The organism is Paraburkholderia sp. CNPSo 3272 (assembly GCF_024206495.1).
Taxonomy (GTDB): Bacteria; Pseudomonadota; Gammaproteobacteria; order Burkholderiales; family Burkholderiaceae; genus Paraburkholderia.
The window spans coordinates 150,681-164,034 of sequence record NZ_JAMBPQ010000002.1; the positions used below are offsets into that span (position 1 = coordinate 150,681).

Sequence of the window (13,354 nt, forward strand, 5' to 3'; positions counted from 1 at the left end):
TCGATTGCCGCCTGCCTGGCTATTAGCGAGTTCGGCGGCCAGTGCGAAAGACTGTGGCGTCGTCGTAGAACGACGGATCCCCGTTTTGCTCCCACCAGCCCGGAATGCCAAGCACCGGCAGCGGCGCGAAGCTGCGCCCGTTGAGCGCATCAGCCGTGGTGGCGGCGGCAAGCGTGACGCTCACCGTCGCGTCCAGATACGCGTCGCGTTGCGCGCGCGGCCATGTGAAATACGCTTGCGGCACCTCGACCACCCATGCGTGCGCCGTGCACGCCGCATAAGGCCAGATCATCTTTTCGAGCAGCGCATGGCCGAATACGCGGACTTCGCAGCGCGCCGCGCCGATCGTCTCCCCGAAAGCCGCTTCCCAGCCTGCGCGCTGCGCCACGAACAGCGTGCGCCAGTCGAAGCCGCGCAACGCCGCGACCAGCATCGCGTCCGATGAGGCAAAGAGCACCGCGTTCTCGTCGAACAGCGTGAGCGCGTCGCGCACGCCGCCGCGCGTGGGGCCCACGCCCAGCACGTCGATTGCCGCGGCCTGGCGCGCGTTCAGCGTCGCCTTGATGCGCGGGAACGCGAACCAGCCGAGCGCGTTGAAGAAGTCGTGGAGATTGTGGCGCGTCGGTACACAGCCCGTCGCCGCGATATGCGCCTCGTAGGCCGAGCCCTCCGGCAAGTCGTCCTGGGCGATGAAGCGCAGCGGCTGGCCGCGGCCCGTGCTTTGGGCGCAAGCCAGCGCATCGGCGTTCAGTTCATCGAGGTACGCCGCGTATCCCGCCAGCGCGGCCCGCTGCCAACGCCGGCCGCGCACTTCGTGTTGCGCGAACCACGGGCGGGCCCAGTCGATGTCGGTGAAACTGCCCAGCGGCATGGTCCGGCGCGGGGCGCGCCCGGGCATCGATGCGTGCGCATCGACTGCCCTGTTCGGACCTACCGTTGCGCCCGCAGCCACGCCCTGCCCCGCCTCGTTCAAGCGAGTTTCCAGCCGATCGTCTCGCCGCCGCGCAACGGCACGACGGGCGTGCCGCCGGCCTCGACTTCGGCGGGCAGCGTCCAGCTCTCGCGACGCAGCGTGACCGTTTCGGTCGCGCGCGGCAGGCCGTAGAAGTCAGCGCCATAGAAGCTCGCGAAGCCCTCGAGCTTGTCGAGCGCGCCCGCATTGTCGAACGCTTCGGCGTAGAGCTCGAGCGCGTGCAGCGCCGTGTAGCAGCCCGCGCAGCCGCACGCGTGCTCCTTCAGGCCCTTCGGGTGCGGCGCGCTGTCGGTGCCGAGGAAGAAGCGATGATCGCCCGAGGTCGCCGCCTCCACGAGCGCCACGCGATGCGTCTCGCGCTTGAGCACGGGCAGGCAGTAGTAGTGCGGACGAATGCCGCCCTGGAAGATCGCGTTGCGGTTATAGAGCAGATGATGCGCGGTGATCGTCGCGCCGAGCAGACCGGGCGCGGCATGATCGGCGCGGATGTAGTCGACGGCGTCCTTCGTCGTGATGTGCTCGAACACCACCTTGAGACCCGGAAATTCGCGGCGCGTCGGAATCATCACGCGGTCGATGAAGACCTTCTCGCGGTCGAACAGGTCGATGTCGGCGCTCGTCACTTCACCGTGCACGAGCAGCGGCATGCCCACTTCCTGCATCGCTTCGAGCGTCTTCGCACACTTGCGGATGTCGGTCACGCCGGCGTCCGAATTCGTCGTCGCGCCCGCCGGATACAGCTTCACGCCATGCACGAAGCCGCTCGCCTTCGCGCGGCGGATTTCCTCGGGCGGCGTGTTGTCGGTGAGATAGAGCGTCATCAGCGGCTCGAACGTCGAGCCCGCCGGCAGCGCCGCGAGAATCCGCTCGCGGTAGGCGGCGGCCTGCTCGGTCGTCGTGACGGGCGGCTTGAGGTTCGGCATGATGATCGCGCGGCCGAACTGACGCGCCGTATGCGGCAGCACGGCCGCGAGCATCGCGCCGTCGCGCACGTGCAGGTGCCAGTCGTCGGGGCGGGCGAGCGTGAGAGTCGAGGGGGAAGAGGCGTTCATGGCAAGAGTCAGGCGCGGTAGTGAACCAACAGCGGTATGAATGAACGGCGGCGAGTTCGCTTGGAACGCGCTCAGGCTGCCGGAAATTCCGGGCATATCACGTGAAAAAGCGCGGCGGCGATCGATGCTGATCCAACTTGCGCGTTGCCCGCACCGTCGCGTGCACACGACAATCCGCGCTGCATCGACCCCGGCGCGCGCCCTTCTACGCAAGCCTGCAATGCATACGACAAATTTCGTATTGGCGACCCGCAGGCCGGTGATATGCTTGGAAAATCATCATTGTAACGGGTCGACGGCGGCTCCCGCCTACCACTGCACCCGCCGTCGCAGTCGCATTACGCACCATCAGCACCATGTGCCAACTTCTCGGAATGAATTGCGCCGCGCCGACGGACGTCACGTTCTCCTTCACAGGATTCGCGGCGCGCGGCGGCGCCACCGATCACCACGCCGACGGCTGGGGTATCGCGTTCTTCGAGGACAAGGCCTGCCGCCTCTTCATCGACAACGAGGCCTCGGCGCGTTCGCCGATCGCCGAGATGGTCAAGCACTATCCCATCAAGTCGCGCAACACCATCGCCCACATCCGCAAGGCCACGCAAGGCAATTGCGCGCTCGAGAACAGTCATCCGTTCCAGCGCGAGCTGTGGGGCCGTCACTGGATCTTCGCGCACAACGGCGACCTTCAGGACTTCAATCCGGTGATGTCGGGCGTCTACCAGCCGGTTGGCACAACCGATAGCGAGCGCGCGTTCTGCCTGCTGCTGCAAGGCCTGCGCAAGGCGTTCCCTGGTGCGCAGCCGCCGCTCGCCGAGCTGTTCGCCGCGCTGGAGTCGCTCACGCGCGAGGTCACCCAGTTCGGCGTCTTCAACTTCCTGATGTCGAACGGCCAGGCGCTGTTCGCGCATTGTTCGACGCACCTCTACTATCTCGTGCGACGCTGGCCGTTCTCGACGGCCCATCTCGTCGATGCCGATGTCTCCATCGACTTCGCCAAGTACACGACGCCCGAGGACCGCGTGGCGGTGATCGCCACCGCCCCGCTCACCGACAACGAAGTCTGGACGCGCTTCGCCCCCGGCGACCTGCTCATGTTCCAGCACGGCGACGTGATCGCCCAAGCGAGCGTGCCGGTGCCGCAGAAGGTGCTCGACAAGCTCGCCAACCCTTCGCTCGACGCGTCGGCCAGCGCACCGTGCGCCGGGCAGACGGCCGAGATCGACCCGGAAGCCGTGGACGCACTGCAGACCTGGGGCGAGTAAGCCGGGCGACGGCCAAAACGAAAAAAGCCGCGCATCATTCGAGCGCGGCTTTTTTTCGAAGCGTACGAAGCCTCAGTGCAGGATCTTCGCCAGAAAGTCCTTCGCGCGATCCGATTTCGGGCTCGCAAAGAAGGCTTCCTTCTGGTCGTCTTCCACAATGGCGCCCTGGTCCATGAAGATCACGCGGTGCGCGACCTTCTTCGCAAAACCCATTTCGTGCGTCACGCACATCATGGTCATGCCTTCCTGGGCGAGCTCCACCATCACGTCGAGCACCTCGTTGATCATCTCGGGGTCGAGCGCCGAGGTCGGCTCGTCGAACAGCATGGCGATGGGGTCCATCGACAGCGCGCGCGCAATCGCGACGCGCTGCTGCTGGCCGCCCGAGAGTTGCCCCGGGAACTTGTCGGCATGCGCGCGCAGGCCCACGCGGTCGAGCAGTTTCAGGCCCTTTTGCGTGGCCTCATCCTTGCCGCGGCCGAGCACCTTGATCTGCGCGAGCGTGAGATTCTCGGTAATCGACAAATGCGGGAACAGTTCGAAGTGCTGAAACACCATGCCCACCTTCGAGCGCAGCTTCGAGAGGTTGGTGCGCTTGTCGCCCACCGACTCGCCGTTCACGAGAATCTCGCCCTGCTGGAACGGTTCGAGCCCGTTGACGGTCTTGATGAGCGTGGATTTGCCCGAGCCCGAGGGCCCGCACACCACCACCACCTCGCCCTTCTTCACTTCCGTCGTGCAGTCGGTCAGCACCTGAAACTGGCCGTACCACTTCGAAACGTTCTTAATTGAAATCATCTTGCGACCTTTTTCTGAAGACCTTTCACGAGGCTCGACGCGATCACGCAAATCACGAAATAACACGCGCCCGCGAACAGTACCATTTCGACCATCGTCCCGTCACGGTCGCCGATATTGGTGGACGTGCGGAAGAAGTCGGCGAGGCTGATCACGTACACGAGCGAGGTGTCCTGAAACAGCACGATGGCCTGCGTAAGCAACAGCGGCACCATCGCGCGGAACGCCTGCGGCAGCACCACGTATTGCATGGCCCGGCCATAGCGCATGCCGAGTGCGAACGCAGCGTTCACCTGCCCGCGCGGCACCGCCTGAATGCCCGCTCGAATGATCTCCGAATAATACGCGGCCTCGAACAGCGAGAACGCGATCATCGCGGAAGCGAGGCGAATGTCGATGTCGGGGGACAGGCCCAGCACGTTTTGCAGCACCTGCGGCACGATCAGGAAGAACCACAGCAGGACCATCACGAGCGGGATCGAGCGGAAGATCGTGACATAGCCCTTGGCGAACCATTCGAGCGGCTTCACGCTGGAAAGCCGCATGAGCGCGAGCAGCGTGCCCCAGAGAATGCCGACCACGATCGCGCACAGCGTGATCTTGAAGGTGATGATCGCGCCCGTCCACAGCGTGGGCAGCGCGCCCGGGATGCCGCTCCAGTCGAAGTGATGCATCACTTGCCTCCGATGTAGCCGGGCAGACGCGACTTCGCCTCGACCCAGCGCATGAGCGTCATGACGACGAGGTTGATGAGCACGTAAGCGAGCGTGACGGCGATGAACGACTCATAGGTCTGCGCCGTGTAGTCGACAAGCTGACGCGCCTGGGCCGACAAATCGAGCAGGCCGATCGTCGAAGCGACCGCCGAGTTCTTGAAGATGTTGAGGAACTCGGAGGTGAGCGGCGGCACGATGATGCGATACGCCACGGGCAGCAGCACGTAGCGGTACGTCTGCCACTGCGTGAAACCCATGGCGAGGCCGGCTGCGCGCTGGCCGCGCGGCAACGCGTTGATGCCCGAGCGCACCTGTTCGCACACGCGCGCCGCGGTAAAGAGCCCGAGACACACGACCGACGCCGAAAAGAACTGCACGCCCGGCGGCGATTGCTTGAACGCATTGCCAAGCGCTTGCGGCACGATTTCCGGCAGCACGAAGTACCAGATGAAGAACTGCGCGATAAGCGGGATATTGCGGAAGATCGCCACATAGACTGTGCCGACGCCCGCGAGAAACCTGTTGGGCACCGTGCGCAGCACGCCGAAGAACGAGCCGACGATGAGCGCGATCACCCACGCGCACAGCGACACCGAGACCGTCACCCAGAGGCCGGAGAGAATCCAGCCGAGGTACGTGGTGGGTTCGCCCGTCGAGACCGGGCTGAGCAGAATGCCCCAGTTCCAGTGATAGGACATCAAGAGACTCCAAGAAAAAGAACGGAAGAAGCGGCGCTTCTTCCGTTCCGTGCTAAACGCTAAATGCGGGTCGAACGGCCGGGGCCGTGTTAATCGATCGCCTTGTCGTTCGGATTCTTGAACAGCGCTTTCATGTCGTCGCTCATTGGGAAGTTCAGGTTGAGACCCTTCGGCGGGATCGGCGACTCGAACCACTTCTTGTACACCGTTTCGCCTTCGCCCGAGGTCTGGACCTTGGCGATGGCGTCGTCGGCGACCTTCTTGAACTCGGGGTCGTTCTTGCGCATCATGCAGCCGTAAGCTTCACGCGACTGCGCCTGGCCGACGATCACGAAGTCGCCCGGATTGTTCGACTTGGCGCGCTCGCCCGCGAGCAGCGCGTCGTCCATCATGAACGCCACTGCGCGACCCGTGGAGAGCGTCATGAACGACTCGCCGTGGTCCTTCGCGCTGATGATGTTCATGCCCATGCTCTTGTCCTGGTTCATCTTGCGCAAGAGGCGCTCGGACGTCGTGCCTGCCGTCGTCACGACGGTCTTGCCCTTGAGGTCGGCGAAGTCCTTGACTCCCGAATCCTTCTTCGTCATGAGGCGCGTGCCGATCACGAAGATCGTGTTCGAGAAGGCGGCCTGCTGCTGACGTTCGGCATTGTTCGTGGTCGAGCCGCATTCGATGTCCACCGTGCCGTTTTGCACGAGCGGAATGCGGTTCTGCGACGTGATGGGCACCATCTTGACCTTCAGGTTAGGCATGTTCAGCTTCTGCTTGACTGCCTCGACGATTTTCATCGCGTAGTCTTGCGAGTAGCCGATCACATTCTGCTTGTCGTCGTAGTACGAAAAAGGAATGGACGACTCGCGGTGCCCCAGCGAGATGACGCCCGTGTCCTTGATCTTCTTGAGCGTGCCCGCGTCCTGCGCATAAGCGCTGGTGGCGACGAAACCAAGGAGTGCGAGCAGTGCGGCGGTCTTTTTCATTTGCATTGTTTTCTCCGGTACAAGAACCGCCGCCAGTTTATCAAAGTAATTTTTTTGAAAGAATCAAGAGTGACCCTGGCGCAACGGCTGAATGTGCGAAGGCGGACGCCCCCTTGTGGAGGACGTCCGCCTTCTATGCGCCTTGATGTGCAGCGCAAAAACGTGTCACGGCGCAGTCATGCTTTCGTCACTTCGCGGCGCGCCTTGCGTGGCAAGGCTTGCAGCGTCGTGACGCCTGCCAGCCGCGCGCAATCACGGATACAGACCGCGCATTTCGCGCGCCATCAGGATGCGCTTACATGCCACGATGAACGCCGCGGTACGCATCGAAACTTTCTGCTCGCTCGATACTTGCCACACTGCCGTAAAGGCTTCGCGCATCACGCGTTCGAGACGTTCGTTAATTTCGTGCTCGGTCCAGAAGAAGCTCGAGAAGTCCTGCACCCACTCGAAGTACGAAACGGTCACGCCGCCTGCGTTCGCCACCACGTCGGGGATCACGAGCACGCCCTTGTCGTGCAGGATGTCGTCGGCTGCCGTCGTGGTCGGGCCGTTCGCGCCTTCCACGATGATCTTCGTGCGGATCTTGCCAGCGTTCTTCTCGGTGATCTGGTTTTCCAGCGCGGCCGGAATGAGGATGTCGGTTTCGACGGTCCAGAATTCGTCGTTCGCCATGACTTCGGCGCCCGCGAAGCCCGCCACGCCGCCCGTCTTTGCGACGTGCTCGAGCAGCGCTTCCGAGTTCATGCCGCTCGAGTTGTAGAGCGAGCCGGTATGGTCTTGCACGGCGACGATCTTCGAGCCGGCTTCCTGGAACAGGCGCGCGGCAATGCCGCCCACGTTGCCGAAGCCCTGGACGGCAATACGTGCGCCGTCGATCGAAAGACCCGTGCGGCGCGCGGCCTCGCAGCCAACCACGAACACGCCGCGGCCCGTGGCTTCGCGGCGGCCGAGCGAGCCGCCGAGCGAGATGGGCTTGCCCGTCACGACGCCGGTGGCCGTCTGGCCCTGGTTCATCGAGTAGGTGTCCATCATCCACGCCATGATCTGCTCGTTCGTATTGACGTCCGGCGCAGGAATGTCGGTGTTCGGTCCGATAATGATGCCGATTTCGCTGGTGTAGCGACGCGTCACGCGCTCGAGTTCACCCCGCGACAGCGTGCGCGGATCGACGCGGATACCGCCCTTCGCGCCGCCGTACGGCACGTTCACCGCAGCGTTCTTCACCGACATCCACGCGGACAGCGCCATTACTTCGGAGAGCGTAACGTCCTGGTGATAACGCACGCCGCCCTTGCCGGGACCACGCGACACGTTGTGCTGGACACGATAGCCTTCGAAGTGCGCAACGGTGCCGTTATCGAGTTCGATGGGGCAGTCGACGATCAGGATACGCTTCGGACGCTTGAGCGTTTCGAGCCAGCGCGAGAGCGAGCCGAGATACGGCGCCACGCGGTCGACCTGACGAAGATAGTTGCCCCAGGGGCCGAGATCATCGGCATGGAGATAAGAAGGAACCGACTGCAGTTGGGATGACATGAACGCTCCGATCGAACAAGTGGTGCCATTGTCAGAAAACGCCCAACTGAAATCCAATGCCGTTTGATTATCCCGTTATGCTTTTCGTGCATAACGTCCCGAAGTCGAAAAAACATGTCGCGCGGCTAGTGCTCAGGCCTTACAGACTGAAATAGCCTGACTGTTTGCGTCGCTGTTGTGAGTGCAGCTTGCGCTTCGTTAGCGCCTGCCCTGCGCAAGTTCCTCGCTGACCGCCTCCCACAGTTCGCGCACGAGCGCCTGGCGCGCATCGTCGCCCTGCGTCGCGAGCTTGTCGCGATAGAGGCGGATCTCCATGTCGAGCGTGAACTGGCCCTCCGGCACGCCGCGCGTGCCGCGGTCGAGGCGAATCAGCTCGCCCTGGGCCACGGCGTCTTCCACCGCGCTGTGCGGCAAGAAGGCGATGCCGTGACCGGCCAGGGTCATCGCCTTGAGGCCTTCCGCCATGTCCGTTTCGTACACGCGGTCCAGATAGAGCCGCGCCGGTGCGTTGGCAACGATCACCTCGGTCATGCGGCCGAGATACGCGTTCGGCGTATAGGAAAGATAGGGTGCGGGCGCATCGGGTGTGCCGGGCAGCGTGTAACGCGCGCGGCCTGCGCGCTGCGGCGCCGAGTACGGGCTGATCGACTCGATGCCGAGCGTCAGCGTGTCGTAACGCGCGGGGTCGAGCGTCACGGGGTGGCTCGGGTGGTGATAGCCCATCACGAGGTCGCAGCCGCCCTCCACGAGCGAGAGCACGGCGTCGTGCACGTTCAGCGCGCGCAGCCGCGTGTGGATGCGGCCGAGCTTCGCCTCGATGCGCTGCAGCCAGCGCGGAAAGTACGTGAGCGAAAGGGTGTGCGGCACCGCGAACTCGATCGTCGCGGCGGGCGTGGCCGTGTGGCCGCGCAACAGGGTGCGCGCCTCGTGAAACTGCGAAAGCATCGCGAGCGCCTGCTCGTAGAAGACCTGACCCGCCGCCGTGAGGCGCGTCGGATAAACCGAACGATCGATCAGCTCGGTGCCGAGCCACGCTTCGAGCGCCTGAATGCGGCGCGAAAAAGCCGGCTGCGTCACGTGGCGCAGCTCGGCCGAGCGACTGAAACTATGCGTCTCGGCAAGCGAGACGAAGTCTTCGAGCCATTTGAGTTCCATGCGGGGCCAGCGAGCGGATGAGAAGTCCGCATTCTAGGCCTGCGGGCGCACGGCTGGGCGCCGGTACGGTGAATATCGCGCGGCGCGCCGGCCGGATACTTTCACGACGTTAGCGGGAAGCCCCGGAAAGCGCGGCTTCCAGTTCGGCGACCACGCCGCGCCAGTCGCCGAGCGTGGACTGGCGAAACACGCGCGCCGACGGATACCAGACCGAATCGGCGCGATCCTTGCCCCAGCGCCAGTCGGGCTGCGCGGCGAGCAGCACCCAAACGGGCTTGCCGAGCGCGCCGGCGAGGTGCGCGACCGACGTATCTACCGTGATGACGAGATCGAGCGCCTCGATGAGCGCCGCCGTGGCCGCGAAGTCGTGCAGATCGTCGCCTGGCGCATCCATCGGCCAGCGGCCCGCGATCGCCTCAAGTTGCGCGGCCGCCGGGCCTTTCTGGAGCGCGAACCAGGCGTTGCCGGTGAGCGCGGCCAGCGGCAGAAGCGACTTGAGCGGCACGGAACGGAAAGCGTCGAAATGATGGCGCGGGTTGCCCGCCCAGACGAGCCCGATACGGCGCTGCGCGGCGCCGGCCAGTGCGTTCACGCGGGCGCGCGAGGCGGCGGCCCGCACAGGATCGGCGCGCATGTATGGCGTGTCGGCGTAGATCGGCCGGCCGGGAAACCTCAGCGGCAGGCTCATTACGTCGCACCAGTAGTCGTATTGCGAGGCGATGGCTCCGTCGCTCGGCGCGGCGTCGAGCACGCGTGCGACGCCCGGCACCGTCGCCGCGAGCGATGCCAGTTCCGGCGCGACCCACGCGTGAACCCGCGCGCCCATCTGCGCCAGCAGGCTCGCATAGCGCAGGAACTGGATCTGATCGCCCATGCCCTGCTCGCGGCAGATCAGGAAACGCTTGCCTCGCAGCGGCTCGCCCCGCCACTCCGGGCACGGCAGCTTGCGGTAGTTGGCTCTCGCGGTCGAGGTGAGCTTGCGGTTCTCGAAGAGCGGCCAGCCGCCGGCGTAGTCTTCGCGCCGCAGCATCAGCATGCCGAGTTGAAAGCGCGATTCCGGCAAGTCGGGGTTCAGCGCCAGTGCGCGGCGATAGCCGATCTCCGCTTCGTCGTAGCGCGCCAGCGCGGTCAGCGCGAAGGCCAGATTGTTGACGATGCCCGCCCCATCGGGCTTGAGTTCCGCGGCACGCCGGTAAAGCGGGATTGCCGCTTCGTAGCGGTGCATCGCGTCGTAGGCATAGCCGAGTTCGAAGAGCGCGAGCGCGTTGTCGGGCTCGCGCGCGATCACGGCCTCGAAGCAGGCGGCCGCGTCAGCGTGCTTCTCCATTGAGCGTAGCAGCCGGCCCATGTGGATTAACGTCTTCGGATCGCGGGGATCGAGCGCGGCGGCGGTGCGCAACTGCGCGAGTGCGGCGTCTTTTTCGCCGGTGGCTTCCAGCGCGCGCCCGAGGTTGAACGCGAAGTGGGCGGATTGCGGCTCCAGCGAACGCGCATGCCGATAATGCTGCGCCGCGCCCGCGAGATCGCTCAGTTCCATCAGCGCATTGCCGAGATTGTTGTGCGCGTTCGCGAAGCCGGGGGCGAGCGCCAGCGCCTTGCGCTGCAAGACGGCGGCACCTGCATGGTCGCCAAGGCGGTGCGCGACCACGCCACGGTTGGCCAGATATTCGGCGCTGTCGGGCTTCTGCGCGAGCGCGCGATCCATCAGCGCGGCGGCTTCCCGCAGTTGGTCGCGGCCGAGCGCGATCACGCCCAGATAGTGCAGTGCGCCGGGATCTTCGGGGTGCGCCGCGAGCGCGGACTGATAGTAAGCGTGGGCGTCGTCGATCCGGCCCGCGCGGTGGCAAGCCAGGCCGGCTTCGACCAGATCAGCGGCCTGGCCGGTAGCGAGGATGGGAGCATCGAGAGTCATGGCGGCAAGTATTTGATTAAGCGCAAACTTTTGACGTGAGCGCACTCTATATCCGTCTCAAAACGTGCCATCTCGTTAACAGGCCGATGCAACTGAACGCCTTGGGGTGCGTCCCGCGCCTGCGCTTTACCGTAGCTGACAGCGTCGGCCTCGGCCACTGTCGGCAAGGTGATAAAATCTCGGGTTCCCGCGGTCTCGAATTCGACTGCAACCGACTGCCAACTGAGCGTAACGCGCCACGTTACGTCCCCATCATGTCCGACACTCGTCCCGATACCCTCTTCGCGCTCAACGCGCTCTCCCCGCTCGACGGCCGCTACGCCTCGAAAACCGAAGCGCTGCGCGACTGGCTTTCGGAAGCCGCGTTCATGCGCAACCGCGTGACCGTGGAAATCCACTGGCTGATCGCCCTCTCGCAGGCCGGTTTCGCGGAAGTGCCGCGCTTCTCGGCTGCCTCGGAGCAATTCCTGCTCAAGCTCGCCGAGAACTTCACCGCGCACGACGCCGCTCGCATCAAGGACATCGAGCGCGTGACGAACCACGACGTGAAGGCTGTGGAGTACTGGCTCAAGGAGTCGGTGAAGGGTCAGCCGGAACTGGAGCGCGCAAGCGAATTCATCCACTTCGCCTGCACCTCGGAAGACATCAACAACACGTCGCACGGCCTGATGCTCGCGGGCGCACGCGAGCACGTGATCCTGCCGGCGCTGCGCTCGGTGCATCAACGGCTCGTCACGCTCGCGCACACGCACGCCGAACAGCCGATGCTCTCGCGCACGCACGGCCAGCCCGCCAGCCCCACGACGCTCGGCAAGGAAATGGCCAATGTCGCGGCGCGTCTCGCGCGTGCGATCCAGCGCATCGAGAAGGTCGAACTGCTCGGCAAGATGAATGGCGCGGTCGGCAACTTCAACGCGCATCTCTCGGCGTATCCGGAATTCGACTGGGAAGCCTTCTCGAAGGAAGTCGTCGAGCAGCGTCTGAAGCTCACGTTCAACGCGTACACGATCCAGATCGAGCCGCACGACTACATGGCGGAACTGTTCGACGCCGTCGCGCGCGCGAACACGATCCTGCTCGACCTCGACCGCGACGTCTGGGGCTATATCTCGCTCGGCTACTTCAAGCAGAAGACGAAGGCTGGCGAAATCGGCTCGTCGACCATGCCGCACAAGGTCAACCCGATCGACTTCGAAAACTCGGAAGGCAACCTCGGCCTCGCGAACGCCACGCTGCGCCACCTCGCCGACAAGCTACCCGTCTCGCGCTGGCAGCGCGACCTCACCGACTCGACGGTGCTGCGCAACATCGGCGTCGCATTCGGCTACTCGCTGCTCGCGTACGACGCGCTGATCCGCGGTCTGGACAAGCTCGAAGTGAACCCGCAGCGCCTGAACGACGACCTCGACGCCACGTGGGAAGTGCTGGCCGAGCCGGTGCAGACGGTCATGCGCCGCTACGGCATCGAGAACCCATACGAGCAGCTGAAGGAACTCACGCGCGGCAAGGGCATTACGCGCGAAGCGCTGCAGACGTTCGTGAGCGGCCTGGCGATTCCGGAAGACGCGAAGAAGCGTCTGCTGGAGATGACGCCCGCGTCGTATGTCGGCAAAGCCGTGGAGCTGGCGAAGCGGATTTCGTAATCGCGACACCGCCAGGCCATAAAAAAAGCGCTCGATCGAATCGAGCGCTTTTTCGTTTACCGCCGCACGATCGCGTGATCGTGCGTGGCCCCGAAATCAGGAGGCCTGATTGCGGCGCGTTTCCAGTTGCTTCATGACCTCGTCGACGATCTGCTCGGGCGTAAGCTCGATGCTCACCTCGATCGCCTCGTCCGCGCCCGGCGCTTCGAGCGTATCAAGCTGGCTTTCCAGCAGCGACGGGTCGAAGAAGTGGCCGGTGCGCGATGCAAGGCGCTCGTGCAGCACTTCGAGCGAGCCCTTCAGGTAGACGAAGCACACGTCGCGGTCGTTGCTGCGCAGGATGTCGCGATACGAGCGCTTGAGCGACGAGCAGGTGAACACGGCGGTTTCATGGGCGCGCTGCTTCTCCTCGATCGCCGCGCGTATCGTACGCAGCCACGGCCAGCGGTCGTCATCGGTGAGGGGAATGCCGTCGTGCATCTTCTTCTTGTTGGCTTCGCTGTGGAAGGCGTCGCCGTCGGTGAAGCTGCAATTGAGGCGCTCGGCGAGCAATTCGCCGATGCGTGTCTTGCCTGCGCCCGACACGCCCATCGCTATCAGAATCATTTACTGCTCCTGTCGAACGG

12 protein-coding genes are annotated in these 13,354 nt (G+C 64.4%); 2 read left to right on the forward strand and 10 right to left on the reverse strand.

The window, feature by feature from the left end; all coding sequences use genetic code 11:
- Positions 1–22: 22 nt before the first annotated feature.
- Together M3I53_RS03065 and pyrC are read right to left on the reverse strand one after the other, a co-directional pair.
- Positions 23–973, reverse strand: coding sequence for a DUF3025 domain-containing protein (locus tag M3I53_RS03065; RefSeq protein ID WP_375542454.1), 951 nt, complete (start codon positions 971–973; stop codon positions 23–25).
- Positions 970–2,025: a dihydroorotase gene (gene pyrC / locus M3I53_RS03070; protein WP_254314496.1), complete on the reverse strand. Its 1,056-nt coding sequence runs from the start codon at positions 2,023–2,025 to the stop codon at positions 970–972. The genes M3I53_RS03065 and pyrC overlap by 4 nt, the downstream gene beginning before the upstream one ends.
- Positions 2,026–2,381: 356 nt before the next feature.
- On the opposite strand from pyrC, the gene M3I53_RS03075 reads away from it, so the two are divergent.
- Positions 2,382–3,290, forward strand: a complete 909-nt coding sequence (locus M3I53_RS03075; RefSeq protein WP_254314497.1) for a class II glutamine amidotransferase — start codon at positions 2,382–2,384, stop codon at positions 3,288–3,290.
- A gap of 72 nt (positions 3,291–3,362) precedes the next feature.
- Here M3I53_RS03075 and M3I53_RS03080 read toward each other — a convergent pair whose 3' ends face one another.
- From M3I53_RS03080 to M3I53_RS03110, 7 genes are all read right to left on the reverse strand, one after another.
- Complete coding sequence (locus tag M3I53_RS03080; RefSeq protein WP_254314498.1) at positions 3,363–4,088, reverse strand: amino acid ABC transporter ATP-binding protein; 726 nt, start codon at positions 4,086–4,088, stop codon at positions 3,363–3,365.
- Positions 4,085–4,762, reverse strand: a complete 678-nt coding sequence (gene gltK, locus M3I53_RS03085) for a glutamate/aspartate ABC transporter permease GltK (protein ID WP_254314499.1) — start codon at positions 4,760–4,762, stop codon at positions 4,085–4,087. Before gltK ends, M3I53_RS03080 begins: the two co-directional genes overlap by 4 nt.
- Positions 4,762–5,502, reverse strand: coding sequence for an amino acid ABC transporter permease (locus M3I53_RS03090; protein WP_254314500.1), 741 nt, complete (start codon positions 5,500–5,502; stop codon positions 4,762–4,764). The genes gltK and M3I53_RS03090 overlap by 1 nt, the downstream gene beginning before the upstream one ends.
- Positions 5,503–5,591: 89 nt before the next feature.
- Positions 5,592–6,485 (reverse strand): glutamate/aspartate ABC transporter substrate-binding protein, encoded by an 894-nt coding sequence (locus tag M3I53_RS03095; protein ID WP_254314501.1) that lies wholly within the window; start codon positions 6,483–6,485, stop codon positions 5,592–5,594.
- A 246-nt stretch (positions 6,486–6,731) separates the two neighbouring features.
- Positions 6,732–8,018, reverse strand: coding sequence for a Glu/Leu/Phe/Val dehydrogenase (locus tag M3I53_RS03100; RefSeq protein ID WP_254314502.1), 1,287 nt, complete (start codon positions 8,016–8,018; stop codon positions 6,732–6,734).
- 198 nt (positions 8,019–8,216) lie between these two features.
- The gene (locus tag M3I53_RS03105) at positions 8,217–9,173 is read right to left on the reverse strand and encodes a LysR family transcriptional regulator (RefSeq protein ID WP_069268435.1); all 957 of its coding nucleotides are present in this window, start codon (positions 9,171–9,173) and stop codon (positions 8,217–8,219) included.
- Positions 9,174–9,282: 109 nt separating this feature from the next.
- Entirely contained in the window at positions 9,283–11,085 is a 1,803-nt protein-coding gene (locus tag M3I53_RS03110) for a tetratricopeptide repeat protein (protein WP_254314503.1), read from the reverse strand.
- Positions 11,086–11,339: 254 nt separating this feature from the next.
- Between M3I53_RS03110 and purB the strand changes: the two genes are divergently transcribed.
- On the forward strand, positions 11,340–12,728 hold the full coding sequence (purB, locus tag M3I53_RS03115; RefSeq protein WP_254314504.1) for an adenylosuccinate lyase: 1,389 nt from the start codon (positions 11,340–11,342) through the stop codon (positions 12,726–12,728).
- Positions 12,729–12,824: 96 nt separating this feature from the next.
- On the opposite strand, the gene M3I53_RS03120 is transcribed toward purB, so the two are convergent.
- On the reverse strand, positions 12,825–13,334 hold the full coding sequence (locus M3I53_RS03120; RefSeq protein ID WP_254314505.1) for a gluconokinase: 510 nt from the start codon (positions 13,332–13,334) through the stop codon (positions 12,825–12,827).
- Positions 13,335–13,354 lie beyond the last annotated feature (20 nt).

Excerpts from the sequence above, each read along its gene's own strand:
- pyrC (WP_254314496.1), bottom strand. The coding sequence starts at position 2,025 with ATGAACGCCTCTTCCCCCTCGACTCTCACGCTCGCCCGCCCCGACGAC.
- M3I53_RS03075 (WP_254314497.1), top strand. The coding sequence starts at position 2,382 with ATGTGCCAACTTCTCGGAATGAATTGCGCCGCGCCGACGGACGTCACG.
- M3I53_RS03080 (WP_254314498.1), bottom strand. The coding sequence starts at position 4,088 with ATGATTTCAATTAAGAACGTTTCGAAGTGGTACGGCCAGTTTCAGGTG.
- gltK (WP_254314499.1), bottom strand. The coding sequence starts at position 4,762 with ATGCATCACTTCGACTGGAGCGGCATCCCGGGCGCGCTGCCCACGCTG.
- M3I53_RS03090 (WP_254314500.1), bottom strand. The coding sequence starts at position 5,502 with ATGTCCTATCACTGGAACTGGGGCATTCTGCTCAGCCCGGTCTCGACG.
- M3I53_RS03095 (WP_254314501.1), bottom strand. The coding sequence starts at position 6,485 with ATGCAAATGAAAAAGACCGCCGCACTGCTCGCACTCCTTGGTTTCGTC.
- M3I53_RS03100 (WP_254314502.1), bottom strand. The coding sequence starts at position 8,018 with ATGTCATCCCAACTGCAGTCGGTTCCTTCTTATCTCCATGCCGATGAT.
- M3I53_RS03105 (WP_069268435.1), bottom strand. The coding sequence starts at position 9,173 with ATGGAACTCAAATGGCTCGAAGACTTCGTCTCGCTTGCCGAGACGCAT.
- M3I53_RS03110 (WP_254314503.1), bottom strand. The coding sequence starts at position 11,085 with ATGACTCTCGATGCTCCCATCCTCGCTACCGGCCAGGCCGCTGATCTG.
- purB (WP_254314504.1), top strand. The coding sequence starts at position 11,340 with ATGTCCGACACTCGTCCCGATACCCTCTTCGCGCTCAACGCGCTCTCC.
- M3I53_RS03120 (WP_254314505.1), bottom strand. The coding sequence starts at position 13,334 with ATGATTCTGATAGCGATGGGCGTGTCGGGCGCAGGCAAGACACGCATC.